The 19,592-nt window shown below is 63.0% G+C and carries 20 protein-coding genes and 1 pseudogene; 12 read left to right on the top strand and 9 right to left on the bottom strand.

The features are described from left to right. Window positions 1–86: 86 nt before the first annotated feature. Both IV501_RS15275 and IV501_RS16635 read left to right on the top strand, forming a co-directional pair. Window positions 87–836 carry a winged helix-turn-helix domain-containing protein gene (locus tag IV501_RS15275; RefSeq protein ID WP_200557195.1) on the top strand — a complete coding sequence of 250 codons (750 nt, stop codon included), beginning with the start codon at window positions 87–89 and terminating at the stop codon, window positions 834–836. 63 nt (window positions 837–899) lie between these two features. Beyond that, complete coding sequence (locus tag IV501_RS16635; protein ID WP_200557194.1) at window positions 900–1,616, top strand: 4'-phosphopantetheinyl transferase family protein; 717 nt, start codon at window positions 900–902, stop codon at window positions 1,614–1,616. 186 nt (window positions 1,617–1,802) lie between these two features. Here the strand turns inward: IV501_RS16635 and IV501_RS15265 are convergent, their stop codons facing one another. Further along, window positions 1,803–2,432: a TetR/AcrR family transcriptional regulator gene (locus tag IV501_RS15265; RefSeq protein ID WP_200557193.1), complete on the bottom strand. Its 630-nt coding sequence runs from the start codon at window positions 2,430–2,432 to the stop codon at window positions 1,803–1,805. A gap of 59 nt (window positions 2,433–2,491) precedes the next feature. Between IV501_RS15265 and IV501_RS15260 the strand changes: the two genes are divergently transcribed. After that, window positions 2,492–3,175 (top strand): DUF998 domain-containing protein, encoded by a 684-nt coding sequence (locus IV501_RS15260; protein WP_200557192.1) that lies wholly within the window; start codon window positions 2,492–2,494, stop codon window positions 3,173–3,175. 293 nt (window positions 3,176–3,468) lie between these two features. Here IV501_RS15260 and IV501_RS15255 read toward each other — a convergent pair whose 3' ends face one another. Continuing rightward, complete coding sequence (locus IV501_RS15255) at window positions 3,469–4,560, bottom strand: 1-aminocyclopropane-1-carboxylate deaminase/D-cysteine desulfhydrase (protein ID WP_200557191.1); 1,092 nt, start codon at window positions 4,558–4,560, stop codon at window positions 3,469–3,471. Between the two features lie 77 nt (window positions 4,561–4,637). Here IV501_RS15255 and IV501_RS15250 point away from each other — a divergent pair, with 77 nt between their 5' ends. The 6 genes and pseudogenes from IV501_RS15250 (at window position 4,638) to IV501_RS15230 (ending at window position 9,027) form a co-directional block, all read left to right on the top strand. Beyond that, window positions 4,638–5,636, top strand: coding sequence for a LysR family transcriptional regulator (locus IV501_RS15250; protein ID WP_200557190.1), 999 nt, complete (start codon window positions 4,638–4,640; stop codon window positions 5,634–5,636). Between the two features lie 322 nt (window positions 5,637–5,958). Beyond that, a pseudogene (locus IV501_RS15245) lies at window positions 5,959–6,504 on the top strand (HAD family hydrolase); the annotation flags it as partial. Further along, the gene (locus IV501_RS16710; protein WP_372430760.1) at window positions 6,486–6,668 is read left to right on the top strand and encodes an HAD hydrolase-like protein; all 183 of its coding nucleotides are present in this window, start codon (window positions 6,486–6,488) and stop codon (window positions 6,666–6,668) included. The pseudogene IV501_RS15245 and the gene IV501_RS16710, both read left to right, overlap by 19 nt. A 174-nt stretch (window positions 6,669–6,842) precedes the next feature. Further along, the gene (locus IV501_RS15240) at window positions 6,843–7,391 is read left to right on the top strand and encodes a nucleoside/nucleotide kinase family protein (protein ID WP_200557188.1); all 549 of its coding nucleotides are present in this window, start codon (window positions 6,843–6,845) and stop codon (window positions 7,389–7,391) included. A 308-nt stretch (window positions 7,392–7,699) separates the two neighbouring features. Beyond that, entirely contained in the window at window positions 7,700–8,275 is a 576-nt protein-coding gene (locus IV501_RS16705) for an RNA polymerase sigma factor (protein WP_372430759.1), read from the top strand. Next, a complete protein-coding gene (locus IV501_RS15230) occupies window positions 8,272–9,027 on the top strand; it encodes a hypothetical protein (RefSeq protein WP_200557186.1) in 756 nt (251 codons plus the stop codon). The genes IV501_RS16705 and IV501_RS15230 overlap by 4 nt, the downstream gene beginning before the upstream one ends. Before the next feature lie 465 nt (window positions 9,028–9,492). Here the strand turns inward: IV501_RS15230 and IV501_RS15225 are convergent, their stop codons facing one another. Beyond that, window positions 9,493–9,864 carry a GNAT family N-acetyltransferase gene (locus IV501_RS15225; protein WP_307812341.1) on the bottom strand — a complete coding sequence of 124 codons (372 nt, stop codon included), beginning with the start codon at window positions 9,862–9,864 and terminating at the stop codon, window positions 9,493–9,495. A gap of 304 nt (window positions 9,865–10,168) precedes the next feature. Beyond that, complete coding sequence (locus IV501_RS15220; protein WP_200557185.1) at window positions 10,169–11,926, bottom strand: AIPR family protein; 1,758 nt, start codon at window positions 11,924–11,926, stop codon at window positions 10,169–10,171. A 221-nt stretch (window positions 11,927–12,147) separates the two neighbouring features. Between IV501_RS15220 and IV501_RS15215 the strand changes: the two genes are divergently transcribed. Beyond that, entirely contained in the window at window positions 12,148–12,729 is a 582-nt protein-coding gene (locus IV501_RS15215) for a recombinase family protein (RefSeq protein ID WP_200557184.1), read from the top strand. 549 nt (window positions 12,730–13,278) lie between these two features. On the opposite strand, the gene IV501_RS15210 is transcribed toward IV501_RS15215, so the two are convergent. Next, window positions 13,279–14,313, bottom strand: coding sequence for a CE1758 family FMN-dependent luciferase-like monooxygenase (locus IV501_RS15210; protein ID WP_200557183.1), 1,035 nt, complete (start codon window positions 14,311–14,313; stop codon window positions 13,279–13,281). Window positions 14,314–14,380: 67 nt separating this feature from the next. Here IV501_RS15210 and IV501_RS15205 point away from each other — a divergent pair, with 67 nt between their 5' ends. Beyond that, on the top strand, window positions 14,381–14,827 hold the full coding sequence (locus IV501_RS15205; RefSeq protein ID WP_307812340.1) for a MarR family winged helix-turn-helix transcriptional regulator: 447 nt from the start codon (window positions 14,381–14,383) through the stop codon (window positions 14,825–14,827). 22 nt (window positions 14,828–14,849) lie between these two features. After that, complete coding sequence (locus tag IV501_RS15200; protein WP_200557181.1) at window positions 14,850–16,235, top strand: cryptochrome/photolyase family protein; 1,386 nt, start codon at window positions 14,850–14,852, stop codon at window positions 16,233–16,235. A gap of 110 nt (window positions 16,236–16,345) precedes the next feature. Here the strand turns inward: IV501_RS15200 and IV501_RS15195 are convergent, their stop codons facing one another. From IV501_RS15195 to IV501_RS15180, 4 genes are all read right to left on the bottom strand, one after another. Then, window positions 16,346–17,242, bottom strand: a complete 897-nt coding sequence (locus IV501_RS15195) for a carbohydrate kinase family protein (RefSeq protein ID WP_200557180.1) — start codon at window positions 17,240–17,242, stop codon at window positions 16,346–16,348. Next, window positions 17,235–18,149, bottom strand: coding sequence for a pseudouridine-5'-phosphate glycosidase (locus tag IV501_RS15190; protein ID WP_200557179.1), 915 nt, complete (start codon window positions 18,147–18,149; stop codon window positions 17,235–17,237). Before IV501_RS15190 ends, IV501_RS15195 begins: the two co-directional genes overlap by 8 nt. A gap of 7 nt (window positions 18,150–18,156) precedes the next feature. Then, window positions 18,157–18,663 (bottom strand): signal peptidase I, encoded by a 507-nt coding sequence (locus IV501_RS15185; RefSeq protein ID WP_200557178.1) that lies wholly within the window; start codon window positions 18,661–18,663, stop codon window positions 18,157–18,159. An 89-nt stretch (window positions 18,664–18,752) separates the two neighbouring features. Continuing rightward, a complete protein-coding gene (locus tag IV501_RS15180; protein ID WP_200557177.1) occupies window positions 18,753–19,421 on the bottom strand; it encodes a hypothetical protein in 669 nt (222 codons plus the stop codon). Window positions 19,422–19,592: the final 171 nt, after the last annotated feature.

Here is a 19,592-nt window from a genome sequence, read left to right as displayed (position 1 = left end):
CCTCAGACGCACAACCGAAGTATCCCGAAGGATCACACCCCCATCATTACGAGGCCCTTCACCCCGGAACCCAAGGAATTCGACCCATGTCGCTCGCAACCATCGATATCGCCGTACCCACTTCCCGCTCCGTTCGCCCCGCACGTGAGACTTCGCTCCACGCTGCCCCGCCGCTGCGTACACAGCCCGTCTCGGCACCGAAGGCCCCCGCGGCTGCGAAGATCCGCGCGGTGCCCACCGGCACCGAGGCTCGCGGCTTCGTGCTGTACGTGGGCGTCGATGAGGCCAAGGCCCTCGCCGCCGGCACCGACCTCGGTGCCATCGTCACCGCGCTGAAGAAGCTCACCGCCGAACTCGTTCCCGACTCTGACACCTACGCCGCCGTGGCGCTGGCCCCGCAGGGCGCCGGCGGACGCGACGTGGATGTCGTGCGCCTCGCCCTGCAAGACCCGGCCGCGCTCGCCAAGCACCGCCAGGTCGAGCCGGAGGAGCCCAGCGTTCGCCAGGGCATCGTCGTCGATCTGTCCCGCAAGCGCGTGACCCTCGACGAACAGGTCGCCCCGCTCACCTACAAGGAGTTCGAGCTGCTTCAGTACCTGGTGCTGCGCGAGGGCCGCACCATCGACCGCGCCGAGCTGATCTCGTCGCTGTGGTCGGTGGGCGACGAGGACGTGCCGAACGAGCGCACCATCGACGTGCACGTGCGTCGTCTGCGTTCCAAGCTCGGCGAATACGAGGAGATCGTGCGCACGGTGCGCGGCGTCGGCTACCGCTTCGACCGCCACGCCGATGTCTCGATCCGCCACACGACCACGCCGAGCCCCGACCTGTTCTAGGACGAAATATGTTCATGGGTGCTGCACATTAGCTGTGACCGTGATGCCGAGTAGCGTTCTCGCGTGGGCGACTTCCTGAATCACGCCGTCGACGTCTGGCTGGTGCGGCTACCAGCACATCCTCTCACTGCCGCGGCGACGGATGACCTCCTCAGCCTGGTCGACGCGGACACACGTCAGCGCGTGCTGCGGTACCACCAGCCCGAGCGGGACCGGACGCTGGCTGCACACGCCGGGCTACGGCGCCTGCTCGCTCCGCGGCTGGCAGTGCCGCCCGCAGCGATCACCCTGGAGCGCAGTTGCGCCGCCTGCGGCAGCACCGAGCACGGCAAGCCGTCGCTCGCGGGCGTGCACGGCATCGAATTCTCGCTGTCGCACTCGGGGGAGCTGGTCGCGATCGCGATCGCCGGGATGCCGGTGGGGGTGGACGTGCAACTGCGGTCGCCGGAAACCGACTGGGCGAGCATCCGTTCCGACGTCTTCACTCACGACGAATGGTCTGACGACCCGATCGCGTTGAACGACCTGTGGGCTCGAAAGGAAGCCGTCGCCAAGACGACAGGCCTGGGGATGTCCGCGCGGTTCAGCGAGATCCATCCTGCGTCCACCGGAGTGCGGAGCTGGGCGGCAGGAAGGATCGCTGGCCGGGATCTGGGCTCGACTACCCATTCCGCCGCGGTAGCGATCTTGGGCGGCAGCCCTGTGGTGACCCAGCATGCTCTTGCTCTGAGCGCGATCACCCACACGGTCGAGGCTGAGGCGGTACCGTCGGATTCCTGAGCCAAGGGGCACCCCGATGGACCTGATCTTCGTTCACGGCGCACTCGTGCGCCATGCATGGTGGTTTGACCGAGAGGAGCCCCTTCCCTGTAAGCCCGCGCGCAGCACTCGGAATGCGTGACCGGCTGAGCGTATTCTTCAACAGCCACAGCCACAGCCACAGGCACCCGCGCCTGGCGTGCCCGGTTATGGGAGGTAGCCCCGCAGGAAGGCCGACGCACCCGAGATCGCTCGCTGCTCGACCGTCACTGAGTCGAGCGCGGCCGAGTCGAAGAGGGCATGGTCGAGGCTAGCGCCCAATACCAGGTAGACGAAGTGCTCGGCGGCGACCGTTGAATCGGGCACTGTCAGGAGTCTCGCCGCGTGGTACCGCCTGAGCCGAGCGGCTATCGCGCGCATGACTCGAGCCGGAACGCGCTCGTAATACTCGGCGGCGAGCTCGGGGAAACGCTCGACCTCTCCGATCAGCAGCCGCCGCGTGGAGATCACCGATGGGGCGAGAACAGCTCGGGCGTGCGCCACCGCAAAGGCGCTAATTTCCTCCTCGACGGGCGTAGCGCCGATCGCTGTGTCGACCCGCTCGGCGACGAAGGCCTCTGCGGTACCGATTGCCCGCCGTACTACCGCACGAAACAGCTCGTCCTTCCCTGCGAAGTGGTTGTAAATGGTCCGCTTCGCGACGCCCGCCTCGATCGCGAGGTCGTCCATGTTGCCGCCGACATATCCTCGGCGCACGAAATGTGACATCGCGGCGTCGAGGATGAGCTGTCTCGAACGGCGCTGGCGGGGATCATCCCTTGCGGTCTGTGCTGTCATGGTGCAATCATGCACTCACCAGTGCAATAGTGCCCGCGATTGCTCAATCGGAGGTCATCATGTCGTCAGAAGGCAAGGCACGCGGCTTCGATTCAGCTGCGGCGGTCACTCGATCGATGCTCGGTTGGGGCGTGGTCGCCGGACCGTTCTACGTGATTTTTGGCTTGATCCTCGCGGCGAACCGGCCCGGCTTCGACCTGACCCGTGATGCCCTCAGTCTGTTGCTCCTCGGATCGGGCGGTTGGGCTCAGGCGGTCAATCTCATTCTGGCCGGGCTGATGACCATCGTCGCCGCGATCGGGCTCGCCCGAACTCCACGCTGGTCGCGTCCGGCGGCCGCGCTCGTTGGCATCTACGGACTCTCACTGATAGTGAGCGCGGTGTTTCCCCCGGACGCGACGGCCGACTTCCCACCGGATGTCGGCCGCGGGGTCTTGACGGTCTCCGGTCTCCTTCACCTCGCGTTCGGAGGCTTCGGCTTTCTTTCGCTCGGTGTCGCGGCCATCCTCGCGGCCGGCTGGCATCGCCGCCGATCGTCACGCGGGGCGTGGTCCATCATCGCGGGCATCGTGGTCATCATCAGCTTCGGTGCTGGCGGGGCTCTCTCGCAGGGTCCTGCTGGCGTCGCGCTGCTCTGGATCGCCGTGCTGGCGGGGTGGGTGTGGCTAGCCGTCACCTCTGTCATGACCTACCGGGCGGTACCGCATCCAGTGATCGCACAGCGCCGCGAGGAGGTCGCCTGATCGCGCGCTGACCCGGTCCCCCTCGCAACCGGTCCGATTGTCAGCGAGACCCCTCTGCCTAATGTCGAGCTTCGACGTTGGCGGCAATGCGCATTCAAACGCCTAACGCCAGCAAGGCGCGTTCTCGTCCACGACAGTTGGCCCGGCGGCTTTGCCGGCGAGTATCGCCAGTCATCCCAGCAGGTGGCAGTCGGAAATCGCGATATTGCGGCTTTCGCGCGACCTTTTGTTGGAGCAGACAAGCGGATGCCACGGAACATCGGCGCAGACCACGGCAGTGGGCGTGCTCGGGGCTAATGACCCACAAGCGCGCCAACGACTTCGGGGATCTCGAACAGGTTTCCGGTGTCCCCGGTATGGAGGAATGCGACATTGCTGCCCGCGGGGATGCGCCCGGTACGGGCATGGTCGAGGAGGCCTGCGAACCCCTTGCCGGTGTAGACAGGCCCAACGAAGATCCCCTCGGCCCGTGCCAGCTCACGAATCGCTGCGGTGCTCTCGGGCGACGGGGCTGCATACTCCTCCCCGATGAAACGACGATCGATGTCGAGCTCTCGATGGATCGTGGCGTCATCGGGAACCGAACTTCCCAGGGTCGCGAGCACGGCCTGCGTTCGCTCGACGATGATGCTCGGGTTGATCCACCCGTCCTCGTCGTATGGGTCGATCGCGATCGATTTGAACTTGACCGGGTGGCCAAGACTCAGCTTCGCAGCGAGCATGCCGGGCAGCGCCGTCCCGGTGCCTATCGTGTGATAGATGAAGTCCAGCTCCATCCCGGCGTCTGCCGACTGGCGCAGAATTTCCCTGAACGTTTGAGCGTGTGCAATGAAGCCGTCTGGGTGCGCGCCGCCAGCCCCGACGACCATGACGGTGTGCCCCATGGACTCAAGCTCGGCCTTGCGGCGGGCGATGATGCCCTCGAGTTGCGCAGTCGCTCCCGCGTCGGCCCAGATGTCCCCCTCGACGTCGACCACATGGGTTTCGACACCCATGATCTGATTCAGAAGGTAATTGCCGCGCGACTCACCGAGTTTGCCGTGGCGGTCGATATTTCGAGTGAGAACCAGAACCGGAGTGATCCCGGCGCTCAGACAGGCTGCGGCAAATTGCAGCCCGGAATTGGTCAAGTAGGCGCCTCGGGTGATGAGGTGCGTCACGCCCGCTTCCAGTGCGCGGCCAAGGATGAATTCCGCCAGTCGAATCTTGCTTCCGCTGATCGCACTGGGCCCGGCCATGTCCTCTCGTTTCATGTACAGATTGATCCCGAGGGTCCGAGAGAGGTTGCGCAGTTCATGAAATGGGGTGGGGTAGAAGCCGACCCGAAATCGCGGGAGCCTGTCAATCGCTGAGTCGAAACGTGTCGTGTCGAGCCTGTTCTCCATGGCATCAACAATGCGTCGAGGTGGGACATCAGCACAAATGGCCATTTCTATTTCATCTATTAGCTACGCTTATCTCCATGCAATGGCAGTTCGACCCCCGGCATCTGCGAACGCTTGAATCGATTGCACGCCTCGGGTCGTTCTCGGCCGCGGCAACGGAACTTGGGTACACGCAGTCGGCAGTGTCGCAGCAGCTCAGCGAGCTTGAACGTCGTGTCCATTCATCGGTCGTGACTCGTCGACCCGTTCGACTGACCCCAGCGGGCAGAGTGCTCCTCGATGCCGAGACTGCGATCAGCAATTCAATGATTTCGGCCGCAGCGGAACTCTCCGCGCTTTCTGACGGCACCACGGGGGTCGTGCGCGTTGGTGCATTCAGCTCTGCTGCGTGCACCCTCGCTCCCGTCGCGCTAGCCCGGCTAAGAAGCACCCACCCTGGCGTGCGACTCGCACTTCACGAAATGACACAACCGGACATTCACTCTGCCGTGCAGCGGGGAGACGTCGATCTCGCGATTACTTTCGATTATGCGCACGCGCCGGTCGCGGCACCGCGAGGGGTGAGACAGCAGCGCTTGATGGACGACCCGATCATCGTCGTTCTCCCCGCGGGGCACGCGTTGGCAGACAAGGCAGCCATCGACCCGCTCGATGTCGAAGCACACGAATGGATTAACACGAGCGCCGACGTCGGTGGACTGACCTCAGGTGCGACGAACGATGCATCGCGTACCGTCGACTTTGAAGGTCAGGACTTTCGCACGGTGCTAAATATGGTCTCCGCGGGGCTAGGAATCGCACTGGCGCCTAGCCTCTCTTTTCAGGCTCCCCCTCCCGGCGCGGTCGCTCGGCCGTTGGCCGGTGACGGGCTCGTGAGACGTCTCTACACGGCTCGAGTTGACAGCAACACGGCGCCCGCCGCAGTGCTAACGCTCGAGTCACATCTCCACGACGTCGCCTCCGAGTTGACCCGTACGTATCGCGAGACCATCGACTCACGGCGGTCGGTGGATTCAGAAACCACACTCCGGAATTCTTACCCGGATCCACTGCCGCAGCTTTCAGCGGGGGACTAAACGGCCGGGATCATTCGCCCGGAGCATGGTCGCGAACCACACCCGCGCCACACAATAAGACCCTTTACGGGCACGCGTTCGCTGACACATTGCCGAGATCGGCAGCAACGGGCTCACTGAGGTGTGGAGTTGATTGCTTGGTGGCAGCGTTCTGTGATCGCTCCGTGTCGTATCTCCGGGCAGAGCCGTTTTGCATCGCATGGGTTACGAGGCATTTCGGTTATGAGACATCGGAATGTGTCGATTCGAGCTGAATGGAGCCGCGGCCGCCGAAAGAGGAACCTGCTGTGGCGATCAGAGCTGCCCGCGATAAATTGGCCAGGTGGGTGACTATGCGGCGGTCGGTTTTGACCTGGATGGCACCCTGTTCGATCATCGGGGTGCAGCGACTGATGCGGTGGCTGCGCTGACGAGGCAGTTGGGTGCGGCACCCGAACCCAACGCGATTGAGCTTTGGATCGATATCGAGGACCGCTTTTACGAAGAGTGGCGAGCCGGACGCCTGAGCTTCGCGGAGCAACGGCAAGCCAGAATGCGAACGTTTCTTCCCGCAATCGGCGTGAGCGTCCCTCCTGCGACTCGGGACCTCGACGGCATCTTTGACCAATATTTTGCTGACTACGAATCGGGGTGGCGTGCCTTCCCCGACGCCGTAGAGCTGATAAAGAAGCTGCGAGATGGTGGTGTCGCCGTAGGTGTTCTTACTAACGGAACGCGAGAGCAACAGTTGAAGAAACTCGCAGCGATCGGTCTTGCGGATGCCTTCCATGTGGTCTGCATCTCGGAAGACATCGGCTTTCAGAAACCCGACGTGCGAGCGTTTGAAACCCTGGCTTTCAGAAACCCGACGTGCGAGCGTTTGAAACCCTCGCTCGCGGCCTCGGTAGGGCCACAGGTGAAGTTGTGTTCGTCGGCGATCACCCCAGCCACGATATTGCTGGCGCACGAGCCGCGGGAATGCGGGCGGGCTTAGTGGAACGATATGCAGCACCAACTGTCGACCTCAGGGCCGCCCTCGAAAACGCCGTTTAGGGAACGGTTTCCGGACGTTGCTCGAGACGCTCGCGCTGATGCGACGCGGAAGCAGAACTTGCATCGTTCCGAGCGCGCCCGCGGATCGACCTCTCAGCGGGCGGCCGCGTCGTGGAACCGGTTCGGGTGGATGGCGTTGCGTAAACGGATCGAAGCGTGTGTCACGCTTGAGGTGTGGATGCTGACCTGCCAACTGATGTGCTGTTCATTGGCGGGAGAGCGGGGGTGGGGAAGTCGACTGTCGCGGCTGAGGTGTCGCATCTACTCGCCTCCAACACGGTCCATCATGCGCTGATCGAGGGCGACAACCTCGATCAGGCGTACCCGGAGCCGTGGCGCGAGGGCGTGGACCTGGCCGAACAGAATCTGGCAGCGATGTGGAAGAACTACCGCAACGCCGGGTACCGACGGCTCATCTACACGAACACAGTCAGCGTCCTTCAAATGAGACCACTGGTCGCGGCACTCGGTGGCAAGGTCCGCGGGGTGGGTGTCTTGCTAGTGGCGAGCGACGAGACGGCGCGATCCCGTCTCACACGGCGGGAAATCGGTTCAGCACTAGACGAACATGTGCAGCGAAGCTCTGCTGCTGCCCGGCAACTCGCGACCGAGGCCGGCCCCGCCGTTCATCGCGTGAACACCGACAGCCGGACGGTGAATGAGATTGCCCACGATCTCGTGTCGCTCACCCGGTGGCTAGATACGCAGGATCGCCCCGACTGAAAGCCACCGCACCCAACGGGATCGTCTTAGGGGCACTCAATCGCAGCAAGCCCCAAGCAAAATATCTCGTAACGTAAGTGTCTCGAATCCCATCGTTTCTGACGCGTGGATCAGACTCACCGCGGCGGGCCGCAGTGGCTTACCCGCGTCGCATGACAGGCGGTGTCACGATCGCACTGATGGCGGCGTCGATCGGTCAGGCCTTGAGGAGAGCGTCGAGGCGCAAAGCGCCTTTCATGTCGCCCATTTGGCCGCTACCAGCCCCTTCAAGAAACCTGATGTAACGGATACGGCCACAGCGGACATTCATGGGTGTGATAGACAACGAGGCGGAACTCTGGCAACGAGCGCGCCAAGACGATGGGTGGGCGTTCGCGCAGATCTTCGACCTCCACCGGGATCGGATCCACGGGCACGCACTGTCCCTCATGGGGAATTTGCATGACGCCGACGAAATTGTCGCAGCAGCGTTTTTCGAGTTATGGCGCAAGCGCCGCACCGTGGTCCTCGTCGACCGCTCAGTCCGGCCCTGGCTCCTCGTCGCCACAGTCAACCTGTCACGAAACGCCCGGCGGAGCACCGCGCGCTACCGACGGCTACTCCAGTCCCTTCCACACCCGGAGCCTGTCCTGGCACATAACGCGGAGCAAGGGGAAGCGAGCCTGAGGCTTGCGTCGTCTCTCGGGCGGCTCGCGCCAGACGACGCCGCGCTTTTCGTTCTTACAGCCCTCGAAGGTCTCTCGGTCGCCAACGCCGCCCAAACGATCGGCCTGAAGCCGGGGACAGCGCGCGTCCGCCTCCATCGCGCTCGGGCCCGACTTCGAGCAGAACTTGGCGACCTCAAGCCCGATACGCGTCCCGCCATGGAAGGGAGTGTTTCATGACACCCGTTGGAATGAACCCTGCAGTTGCTGAAGCTGTGCGAGCCGAGCTTCTGGCGATCGGTACGAAGAACAGCCGCCTCCAACGCCATCAGCGCCGCGCTCGGCAAGTGGCCGTCACCTTCGCCCTTATCGCCGCGGCGGGACTATCGACCGCCGCCGCGATCGTCGTCAACTACTTCCCCGGATCAACGATCGTGACTCCTCTCGGCGGACTCCACTCCGCCACGCACACAGGGACCGGTGCCCTCGAACTGGGACCTGTACCTGCCAGCGCGACCCGCGTCATCGTCATCGTCCAATGCCTCAACTCGGAAGGATCAATCTCCATATCGTCACTCCCACAAAATCCGGGCGACATTGGTGATCTTGGTACGTTCTATTGCAAAGACGGGGGGCGCGTGAACTCCCACGGCATCGTGCACCCGTGGCATATGAACGATGCATCGCTACCCGATAGAGGGAACACCTCGATCACGATCACCGCAGATCCGGGCACTCGATGGAAGGTGACCGGACAGTATGCCAATTCGAAGACGACCCCTTGGGGCAAAAATGCCAAAGGACAAAGCTTCGGGCAGTGCAACGTCAACGGCTGCCCTGACCTGATAGGCGCCCTTGCCACCAACCACAAAACCGGGTTCGTACTCCTCAAACAGATGGATGCGCTGCGAGGAAGCGGATCCATACCCGTCTACGAATCAGACGGCACAACCGTAATCGGACGTTTCCAAATCGGCACACCGTCCCCGTAAGGCGAGCCGGACGGCCAGCGGGCACATTTTCCTATTCGCAGGAACCTTGTTGACACTGTTCGCGGATCGCCGTTTAGGTGTCCCGAAACTAAGCCCGATGTTCGGGCCTCATGCGCACGAGCTCCAGCGCAGTGCGGGGCTTTGCTGGCCTCTCGCATCCCTAGGGTTGTGAAGTTTATCGCTTGGTGGCGGCGTTCTGTGATCGCTCTGTGTCGTATCTCCGAGCAGAACCGTCTTGGACCGCATGGGTTTCGGCACACTCTGGTTATGAGACACGTGGGGTGCACGAAGGGGATCCCTCAGCGGGCGCCGTGGGGTGTAACCCTATTCGACGCGAAACTTGAATCCGCGGTGGGATCCTACGAACCCCAGACGCTCATAGAAGCGATGAGCATCAACCCGTGCTTCATCAGATGTGAGCTGAACGAGGGACGCCCCAATAGCTTGAACTGCCGACTCAACTACCTAACGCATCATTGCGGAGCCGACCCCACCCGACCGATGTTCACTAGCGACTCGCACCGCTTCGACGAGCAGCCGTGTGGAACCGCGGCGTGCCATCCTAGGAATTTTCGTGAGCTGCATGGTCGCTACTGGATCGTCTGTGTCGCTTACGACCATCAGGATCTCGTTGGACGAGTCCGCGATCAGTTCAGCAAGCGCCCTTTCGTAGGCGGGCATATCAGCCGGGTCAGATCGGTCGCCACGACTAGCGCTGACTGGATCGTCGGCGAGTAGTTTCATCAATGCGGGAAGGTCATCGACACGAGCGCGTCGGAGCATGAGAATCGACGTCGACGTTTTCAACGCGATGGGAAGGTCCAGGCCCGAAATCATAAATCCAGTGTTTCACGCGCACGCCCGTTAGCCGGTCGGCTACCGCTCGTTCCTGGCTGCCCACTCGAGTCGGATGCCCGCAGGCATAAAGATGCGCGTTTACCCCGTACGGTGACGATTAACGGTGACTAGGGGATAACTTCAACAGACTTTTTCGTCTCGTATTCCTAGAGATACGCCGCGTCTCGTCCAGCCTAGGTCGACGGCGGACAGCTCGGCGCGGCCTGGTGCAGCCCATGGGTCACGGCACGCTTAGGTTTTGAGACACTGAAACGCGGCGTGACCGATAACGGGGCCGAGGAATTTAAACGGCGACGTATTCGACTCGATCAGCGAACGACCTATAGACCGTGGGCTGCATAGCGAGAATTGCGCTCAAGACGCCCCTGTAGCTTTCTAAGGCAGTATCGCGACGAATGGCACTTCGGAAATTCGGGGTTACGGCGCCGTTCAGTGGTCCGCTGAACTGAGCTAGAGATGGAATAATTTCGAGCCAGAGATCTCGGGCGGCATTCGGGGAGATATTTTCCTTAAACCGAATACCCCAAGAGCTTGGAGCGGCAAAGCCGCAGATCTGCTCGATGTTCGCGGCAATCGCCGCAGCGAGCATAAAGCCGGCTCCACGTAAACGAAGGAATTCGAGGATCGAATTATCTTGGGCAGTTGCCTGGTCTTGCTCGTTCAAGTTCAGCTTGTATTGCTCAATGGCTTTGATGAGCGAGTGACAGAAAAGAACGTGGCGAGCGGTGACAGACGGATCGAATGTGCGGATGTAGTAATCGTTGTTGGACCAGATCTTCGCGATCTCGTGATAAGCCGCAGTCGGCTCCCCATGAAAACAGGACAGCGCTTGCGCCGCGGTCTTGGTCGAAATCAGATTGGCAGGCCGGACGATGATGTCCGTCTCGCCGCCGCGGCGGCCGCCTCGATAGTCGGCGTCCGGTATCGCGCCGAACTCTCGACGAAGGCGGTCCTGGATCTCGTCGTTTGATCGAAAATCTGAAGGTTCGATCTGGTTCTGGCTGTTGTTGTACTTGATGATCGATTCGAGCACCTCCCGATTAGAGCTTTTGACAAATCGAGTGAGCACCCTTGCCTGCGAAAGTCCGTGCGTTTCGTTATCCTGCAAATTACCGATGACGCCGGTGGTCTGAGCACCGTTCACGACGGCTACGCCCTGGACGGATAAAGCGCCCGGTTTGCCCGCCTTGCCCGGTTTGTAGTCCCAGTCCGATGTGAGGATCGTCAGACCGTTGTTGTATGCGAAGAACCGACCTGGCTCGTCCACGATGCTTCGGTGCATGTTGTGGTTGATGTTCTTGTCGCTGCGGATCAGGCTGAGGTAGTCCCGGACATTGAGGGCAAACAAGAGGTTGCCATGCTCGGCGAACATCGACTTCAGCTCTTCGGCTGAAATAGTGGTGCAAAAGGCTGACCAGTCGTCGCCTGAATCCTCAAAGCCGCCCGGTACCGAAAATCGAATTTCGTCTTGGACCGCAATTTCTAGTTGCGTTGCTTCGAACATTTCCTGAAGTCTTGTTTGCCCGATTTCTCTGCCAGAGACATCTATGGCTAGCGAAGGCCAGTTTTGGGTCAAGAGAGCTTTGGCTGTGTTCACCGTCGAGTTTATTTCGCCCCCGACGTTCGCCGATTCTGGGCAGTTGTGGCAGTACCAGATCTCGAGCGAGTTGACCTCGTTCTCGTCGAGAGCTGTCCATAACTCTTCAGCTGCGGATAGTAATTGGTCGGGAATTCCTTGTTTGTTTCGGCCCAGAATCCACCCCACGGCCTGATGAAGGGAAGCGGCTTTATTCGCGGGCGCCTGCGCCCGATCATACTTTTGCGAGAAATAGCCTTGCGCTAAAACCGCCCGCCCGGACGCCGTATCCACCCAAAGCAGGTCACAAGACTTGTCGTTGCTGTGGTCGGTCAGCGCTGACGAAGCGACGGAGTCAATGTCCTCCACTCCCGTGGCCAATTCAAGAGCGAACAGGATTATCGAATTGTCCCCATACGCCTGAAGATCCTTTCGGCCAGCTAGAACGTCCAGAGCAGTTTTCATCTTTTCTCCGATGTGAATTCATCTCGACTCTATCGGTACCTCGTATGCACGGGATGTGTGGAGGCCTCGTATCCCTACGGTTTCGAGACGTCTCACCGCACGCAAAAATCATCGGGTCAAATTGCCGCAATTCGGCAGGTCCACGATTCTCGTAACTATGTGTCGTAACCATGTGGTTGAATTTCAGCACTCACTGCTAGTTACGAGACACCTGGAGCGTTGTGACGAAACTGATCGGTTACGCGCGCGTATCGACTCGCCCGCAATCGACGGATCGGCAAGAAGCTGATCTGCTTGCCGCCGGCGTTCGGCGCGATGATCTTTACATCGACCAGGGCGTCTCCGGCGCTCGTGCGTCACGCCCGCAATTCGATCGCGCCCTGACCGCGCTCGAGGCGGGAGACACCCTCGTCATCACCACTTTGGACAGGCTCGGCCGGTCGACACAGAACATGCTCGATTTCGCCCAAGGGCTCCGCGACCGCAGCGCCGGCCTTCGCGTGTTGAACCTCGGCGGCGGCGATGTGGACACCTCGACGCCGATGGGATCGATGCTCTTCACGATCATGGCCGCTCTCGCGCAGATGGAGCACGATATCAAGCGCGAGCGAATCATCGACTCTGTTAGCAAGCGCCGTGATGCTGGGAAGGATCTCGGTGGACGCCCGCAACGCGTCACCGACAGCCAGATCCGTAGCGCCATCCGCCTGGTCGATAGCGGTGACCCAGCTGCCCAAGTCGCCCGGGACCTCGGAATGTCGCGAGCAACGTTCTATAGAAGGTCGCGAGCCCTCACCGATTAACAGAATCCCAGCGACACGGAGCCATCACAAAACACCGCCATCTATCGATCAACTCCACACACTGAGGGCCGTGACGACGCTCTTCGTGGCAACTTCGTTGCCAAAAGACAAGATCCCACGCACCGGCTCAGGCAGCCCCTGGCGTTGCATCCGGCTCAGCCATCGACCGCACAGGCTAGCCAAGTGGAGCAAGGCAGTCGCCGACTTGCCGCCATGTTCGCGAGCTCCTGCCCAGCGTACGAGTGCCGCGCGGGGCTTCGACCTCGACCTCGACTCACGTTCTGTGCAACTAAGGTCGGCGAGACGACAAGTTTAGTGGCAGAGGACACAAACGATAAATTTATGCAATTCCGTGAAAAATCACAGTTTGATAACTAGCGCTCCGTTACCTCACCGTTATAGAGTTCAAGAGCAGAAGTTGTTTGCTGTGGCAGCTTCTGCGGAATGTGATTGCAGGACACTCTTGGTGCAAGGGAGAGGGTCGGTCTCAAGCCTCTGAGACCGACCCTCAATCCTGTTTAACGGGACATTCGTCCGATCAGGCGTGGCTCAACTCAGTGAACGCGCGCTCTCCCACTCGCGCCGCAGCACCGGAATGACCTCACTGCCGAGCAACTCCAGCTGCTCGAGCACCAGTTCGATCGGCAACCCGCCGGCGTCGACCAGAAACAGCTGCCGCTGGTATTCGCCGTAGTACTCCTTCATCGACAGGTACCGGTCGATGACCTGCTGCGGGCTGCCCACGGTGAGAGAGGTGTTCGCCATCACCTCTTCGAGGTTTCCCTGCCCCTGATAGGTGAAGGTGTTCGCGAAGTATGGCCGGTACTCCTCGATCGCGTCTTGCGAGCGGGCCCGCACGAAAGCCTGGCCGCCCGCGCCGACGATGGCGGCATCCGCTGAACCGTGTCCATAGTGCTCGAATCGCTCGCGGTAGAAACCCACCAGCCGCTCGAAATGACTCATGTGCATGAAGAGGTTGTTGGCGAAGAAGCCGTCGCCGTAGAACGCTGCCTGTTCGGCGATCTCGGGAGAACGGATGCTGCCGTGCCAGACGAACGGCGGAGTGTCGAGGTACGGCCGCGGCACCGCAGTGAAATTGGTGAGCGGGGTGCGGAACCGACCGCTCCAGTCGATGCCTTCCTCGCGCCAGAGACGGTGCAATAGGGCGTAGTTCTCCACGGCGAGCGCGATGCCGTCACGCAGGTCCTTGCCGAACCACGGATAGACCTCGGCGGTGTTGCCGCGCCCGAGCATGAGGTCGACGCGGCCGTCGGAGAGGTGTTGCAGGGTGGCGTAGTCCTCGGCGATCTTCACCGGGTCGTTGGTGGTAATCAGCGTCGTCGATGTACTGAGCGTGATGCGCGACGTCTGCGCGGCGATGTAGCCGAGGATCGTGGTGGGCGATGACGGAACGAACGGCGGGTTGTGATGCTCGCCAATCGCGAAGACGTCGAAGCCGACCTCTTCCGCTTTCTTCGCGATCCGGGTGATGTCACGCAGCCGGTTGTGCTCGCTACGCCGGACCGTGCCGAGCGGGTCGGAGGTCAGATCACCGACGCTGAAGATGCCGAATTCGACTGCCATCTGCGCTTTCTGTCTTAATGCGGGCCTGCGCATCAATAGAGTTGAAGCTGACGGAGAGGAGCCTCACGTGAGTGACAGAAACACCGCGGTCACGGCCTGGGAAGCACTGTTCCGCGCCCAGGTCTCGGTCATGCGCTATCTCAACTCGGAGTTTCCCACCGGGCAGCTTTCGCTCAATGAGTACGACGTGCTCTTCAATCTATCCCGGCAGCCCGATCACCAGACGCGGATACGCGCGCTCAGCTCGCATCTGCTCATCACCCAGCCGAGCATCAGCCGTCTGGTCGACCGGCTGGTGGCGCGCGGACTGGTCGAGAAGATCGACGACCCGACGGATGCCCGCGGCGTCATCGTGCGGATGACCCAGCTGGGCTTCTCCTCGTTTCGCTCTGTCGCGCGCGGCCACATGGGCTCGATCCACGACCGCGTGGGCGCCGCCCTCACCGACGACGAGCTGAGGACGCTGACCGAACTCTGCGACAAGCTGCGGCTGTCCACCCCTGGCGCGGAGTGAGACCGCACGTGGTGTGCTCGGCATGACGACTAGCTCCAGCCCGAGCATCGTGTGGCTCCGCGACGATCTGCGGTTGGCCGACAATCCGGCCATACGCGCGGCGGTGGACCGTGGCGAGCCGATAGTGGTGCTGTATCTGCTCGATGAGGAGAGCCGCGGCATCCGCCCGATCGGCGCCGCGAGTCGTTGGTGGCTGCATCACAGCCTCACCGCACTCGGCGATTCGATCGCCGAGCGGGGCGGCACGTTCGTGCTGAGGCGCGGAGCGGCGGCCGAAGCACTGCCGAAACTGGTCGACGAGGTCGGTGCGGGCGCCGTGTTCTGGAACCGCCGCTACGGGGGCACCCGCGAGGTGGATGCCGCTCTCAAGACGTCGCTGCGCGAGTCGGGACTCGAGGCGCAGAGCTTCCAGGCGAACCTGATGCACGAGCCATGGACGGTGACCACCGGCAGCGGCACCCCGTTCAAGGTGTTCACGCCATTCTGGAAGGCGTGTCTGGAGCAGGGCGAGCCGCGGGCCTCGCTGCCTACCCCGCAGACTTTGGAGGGCGTGACCGGTGTCGACTCCGACGACCTGGCCGACTGGGCGCTGCTGCCGACGCATCCGGACTGGGCGGGAGGCATCGCCGAGGCCTGGGTTCCGGGCGAGCATGGCGCGCACGAGCGCCTGGAGCAATTCTGCGGCGACGGTCTCGAGGACTACGCCGCCGGTCGCGACGAGCCATCACAAGACGCGACCTCGCGGCTTTCGCCCTATCTGCGGTTCGGGGAGATCAGCCCGTTCCAGATCTGGGATCGGGTGCAGCGCGGACAGCTTTCTCCCGCCGCCCGGCGCAACGCCCCGAAGTTTCTGCGCGAGGTGGGCTGGCGGGAGTTCAACTACAACATCCTGTTCCACTTCCCGCAGCTGCAGACCGACAACTTCCGCCCCGAGTTCGATGCCTTCCCGTGGTCGAAGCCGAGACAGGAGGTGCTGGAGGCCTGGCAGCAGGGCCGCACGGGCATCCCTCTGGTCGACGCGGGGATGCGCGAGCTCTGGCAGACCGGGTACATGCACAATCGGGTGCGCATGGTCGTCGCTTCACTGCTGATCAAGAACCTGCTGATCGATTGGCGGGTCGGCGAGGCCTGGTTCTGGGACTGCCTGGTCGATGCCGACGAAGCGAACAACCCGGCAAACTGGCAGTGGGTGGCCGGATCGGGGGCGGATGCCGCTCCATACTTCCGCGTGTTCAACCCGATGCTGCAGGCCGACAAGTTCGACAGGCACGGCGAGTACCAGCGACGGTACATTCCGGAGCTCGGAACGGATGACTACCCCTCCCCCATCGTGGACCTGAAAGAATCTCGTGCCGAGGCCCTCGAGGCGTACGACCACCTAAAGAACGCGCAACTACCCGCCGGTTGAGTAGGCCGCGAGGTCTCTCTGGTTGAGTAGGCCGCGACGAAGGAGCAGCCGTATCGAAACCGCGAACGGGCACGGTTTTTCGTTACGCGTCCTCGTCCCTCGGGCGCTACTCAACCGGCGGCAGGCCGCGGGCGACCGCCCACCGTGCGCACCGCCAGGGCGCCCGTTTGCACACCGAGGTGCGCCGCCACGGCCAGGTCGCCAGACGCCAACCACGCCGTGAGAAAGCCCGCCGCGAAGGCGTCCCCCGCGCCGGTGGGGTCGACGATCTCGACCGGGGCCGCCGGCACCTGCTCGACCGGACCTCCGCGGCGCGCGACGATCACACCCCCGGCGTCGAGAGTGAGCGCCACGATCTCGAAGCGCTGGGCAAGGCTCAGCACGATGGCGAGCGGGTCGCCGAGTCCGGTGAGCAGCCGCCCCTCCTCGAGGTTCGGAAACAGCACCGTCGCGCCGGCGATGGCGTCGAGAAACTCATCGATGCCGAAATCGGTGATGAACCCGACCGAACCCGGGTCGATGGAGACGACGACTCCTCGCTCCGTTGCGCGCTCAATGAGGCTCGCGACGGACTCGGCACGGTGGGGCGAGCCGAACAGGCTGTAGCCGGTGAAGTGCACGGCGCGCGCAGCATCCAACAGCTCGTCCGTGACGAGGTCGGCGGTCATCGCCGCATTCGCACCGGTGTCGGTGAGCATGGTGCGGCTGTCGCCGTCGACGAGCACGACGATGGTGCCGGTAGGGAGCTCCGGATGCTCGGAGATGTGGGTACGCACGCCCGGCAGCTGGGCGGCGTGACCGGCCGCGTCACCCGCGCCCACCATGCCGACGAAGTCGACGCTCGCGCCGAGGGAGGCCATCCAGGCGGCGGCGTTCGCGGCGGAGCCGCCCGCACGGTGTCGAATGGAGGCGGCAGTGTCGGTGTCGGGGCGGATGGCGTGCTGCGGAACCACCACGATGTCGTCGATCAGGTCGCCGAAGACGACGATGCGCGCTGCGTCAGGCACGGTCGACCTCCGCCCAGGCGGTGGCGATCTCGCCGGCAAGGCGCACGTTATTGCGAGCCAGGTTGAGGTTGACCTCGAGGCTGCGCCCGCCGGAGAGTTCGACGATCTTCAGCAGCAGGAACGGGGTGACGGCCTTGCCCGTGACCCCGACCTCGTCGGCCAGGGCCAGCGCTTCGGCCAGAACGCGGTCATGCTCGGTCGGATCCCACTGCTGATCGGCAGGGATGGGGTTGGCGACGACGATGCCCTGGCCGTGACCGAGCTCGTCGTGGCTCTTCATGATGCGGGCGATTTCGGCGGCGGTGTCGACCGTCCAGTCGAGGGTGAACGCCGACTCCCGGAGCCAGAAGCTGGGGAAGACCTTCGACCGGTAGCCGACCACCGGCACACTCAGCGTCTCCAGCCGCTCGAGGGTCGCCTCGATGTCGAGCACCGACTTCACTCCGGCACACACGACGGTGACCGGGGTGACCGCGAGGGTCGAGATATCAGCAGACTCGTCGAAACTCGTGCTCGCGCCGCGGTGAATACCCCCGAGCCCACCGGTGGCGAAGACCCGCACCCCGGCGAGCGCTGCCAGGTGCGCGGTCGCCGCGACCGTGGTAGCGCCGGATGCCCCTGCCGCAGCAAGGATCGGAATGTCGCGAACGCTCGCCTTGGTCAGGTGCTCCTCGGCGATGCGTCGCACCCCGTGCGCATCGAGACCGATGCGCGGGACCCCGTCGAGCACAGCGATCGTGGCGGGCGTGACCCCGACATCCGTCAGTATCTGCTCGAACTCGAGCGCCGCCTGATAGTTGCGCGGGCGCGGCAGCCCGTGCGAGATGATCGTCGACTCGAGGGCGACCACGGGTCGACCCTCTTCCAGTGCGGCGGCGACGGCGGGCGAGACGATGAATGCGCTCATGGTGGCGTCAGCCTAGTGAGGAGGCGGTGTGCCGGCGCTTCCGGCGCGCCCGGTGTCGAGCCTCCCCCACCCCGTTGCCAAGCGACCAGAGCTGCCAGAAGACGAAGGCGCCAACCAGGATGGAGAGCAGCCCAAGCGGGTTCTTGAGATACATCAGCCAGTAGCCGAGGTCGGGCGGGGAAGCGATGACACCGCCGATGATGTCGTTCTTGGTGAGTGTCCACGGGTCGTCGGTACCGTTGCCGTCACCCTTCGTCGTCATCCGGCCGGCGGAGTCGATGCTTTTCAGACGGTGGGTGATGACCTCGTCGGCGACGGTGAACGTGATGACCTGACCGACCCGGTATTCGCCGGTGCGCACGAGCACCGCGCTGCGGGAGGTGATGGTGGGCGACATCGACCCGGTGTGCACGATATAGAGGCGGTACGGCAACACACCGGACGCGATCACGGCGAAGGCCGCGAGCGCCAGCAGGGCGGTCGCGGCGAGAGTCACTGCTTTCCAGCGCTTCATAGGAATCCTTGGGGAGCGGAACACCCGGAGACGTCGGCCCGACTATCCGATCGGCCCGACATCTCCGGGTGGTTACTGCTGATCCGGCGTTACTGGCCCGGAGTGACGCCGTGCTGGGTTGCGACGATTTTGTAGGGCAGGCCATTGCCGCTCTGACCGGAGACCGTCGTCGTCTGCCCCGCGACGGGGAAGCTGTTCCACGGCGCCGCGGCGCTGTACTGAGGCGCCTGACCCTGCAGCTTGCTGGCGTAGTTGAAGCTGAACGAGAACGACCCGACGTCGCCGGGGTTCACGTTGTTGGCGAGCAGGTACTGCGACTTGAGCGGCCAGCATCCAGACGGGCTGAACGGCCCGCAGCTACCGGCGCTGTCCTTGAGGTTCGCGGAGTCGAACAGCGCGACACCGTTGGCGGAGAGATGCGCCTCGCCGTAGGTGCCGAGGTTGTTCAGTGCACTGAGCGCGGTGGCGTTGTCGAAGACGATGTAGATGTCCTCGGCGGTGGAGCCCGAGTTCTGGAAGTTGAGGCTCACGGTCTGCTTCTCGCCCGGCAGCAGGTTGGAGAAAGCGAGATCGGTACCGGTGGCTCCGCTGCCACCGGACGGCGCGACATGGACGTTGCCGACAGTGCCGCTGACGTTGCCGGCCTTGGTGTCGCTGAAATAGGCGCCGGTGGCACCGGACGCGACCAGGGCAGCACCGCCGAGGAGAGCGACCGACCCGACGAGCGAGGCGATTTTGATGGTGAGACGACGTGACATTTTTTCCTTCGGGGGTGGGAAAAGCGCAGCACGGAACGCCGCCGGATGGGGCGTCCGTCAATGAATGTCCGGTCGTGCCTGCTTCGGGTGAAAACGGCAGCACGAAGGGACTCACCGGACCGGATTCGGAAGCATCCAGCCGGAGAACGAGGGCTGTGCCGGGTAGCGGGT

The organism is Lacisediminihabitans changchengi (assembly GCF_016634425.1).
Classification (GTDB): Bacteria; Actinomycetota; Actinomycetes; order Actinomycetales; family Microbacteriaceae; genus Lacisediminihabitans; species Lacisediminihabitans changchengi.
Note: the sequence above shows the minus strand (reverse complement) of the source record. Positions and strands in the feature narration are given on the sequence as shown.

What these genes read in the sequence shown, in the direction of transcription:
- IV501_RS15230 (WP_200557186.1), top strand. Translation starts at nt 8,272, where the DNA reads ATGACACCCGTTGGAATGAACCCTGCAGTTGCTGAAGCTGTGCGAGCC.
- IV501_RS15180 (WP_200557177.1), bottom strand. Translation starts at nt 19,421, where the DNA reads ATGTCACGTCGTCTCACCATCAAAATCGCCTCGCTCGTCGGGTCGGTC.
- IV501_RS15220 (WP_200557185.1), bottom strand. Translation starts at nt 11,926, where the DNA reads ATGAAAACTGCTCTGGACGTTCTAGCTGGCCGAAAGGATCTTCAGGCG.
- IV501_RS16705 (WP_372430759.1), top strand. Translation starts at nt 7,700, where the DNA reads ATGGGTGTGATAGACAACGAGGCGGAACTCTGGCAACGAGCGCGCCAA.
- IV501_RS15225 (WP_307812341.1), bottom strand. Translation starts at nt 9,864, where the DNA reads ATGATTTCGGGCCTGGACCTTCCCATCGCGTTGAAAACGTCGACGTCG.
- IV501_RS15275 (WP_200557195.1), top strand. Translation starts at nt 87, where the DNA reads ATGTCGCTCGCAACCATCGATATCGCCGTACCCACTTCCCGCTCCGTT.
- IV501_RS15255 (WP_200557191.1), bottom strand. Translation starts at nt 4,560, where the DNA reads ATGGAGAACAGGCTCGACACGACACGTTTCGACTCAGCGATTGACAGG.
- IV501_RS15265 (WP_200557193.1), bottom strand. Translation starts at nt 2,432, where the DNA reads ATGACAGCACAGACCGCAAGGGATGATCCCCGCCAGCGCCGTTCGAGA.
- IV501_RS15200 (WP_200557181.1), top strand. Translation starts at nt 14,850, where the DNA reads ATGACGACTAGCTCCAGCCCGAGCATCGTGTGGCTCCGCGACGATCTG.
- IV501_RS15210 (WP_200557183.1), bottom strand. Translation starts at nt 14,313, where the DNA reads ATGGCAGTCGAATTCGGCATCTTCAGCGTCGGTGATCTGACCTCCGAC.
- IV501_RS15190 (WP_200557179.1), bottom strand. Translation starts at nt 18,149, where the DNA reads ATGAGCGCATTCATCGTCTCGCCCGCCGTCGCCGCCGCACTGGAAGAG.
- IV501_RS15250 (WP_200557190.1), top strand. Translation starts at nt 4,638, where the DNA reads ATGCAATGGCAGTTCGACCCCCGGCATCTGCGAACGCTTGAATCGATT.
- IV501_RS15260 (WP_200557192.1), top strand. Translation starts at nt 2,492, where the DNA reads ATGTCGTCAGAAGGCAAGGCACGCGGCTTCGATTCAGCTGCGGCGGTC.
- IV501_RS15185 (WP_200557178.1), bottom strand. Translation starts at nt 18,663, where the DNA reads ATGAAGCGCTGGAAAGCAGTGACTCTCGCCGCGACCGCCCTGCTGGCG.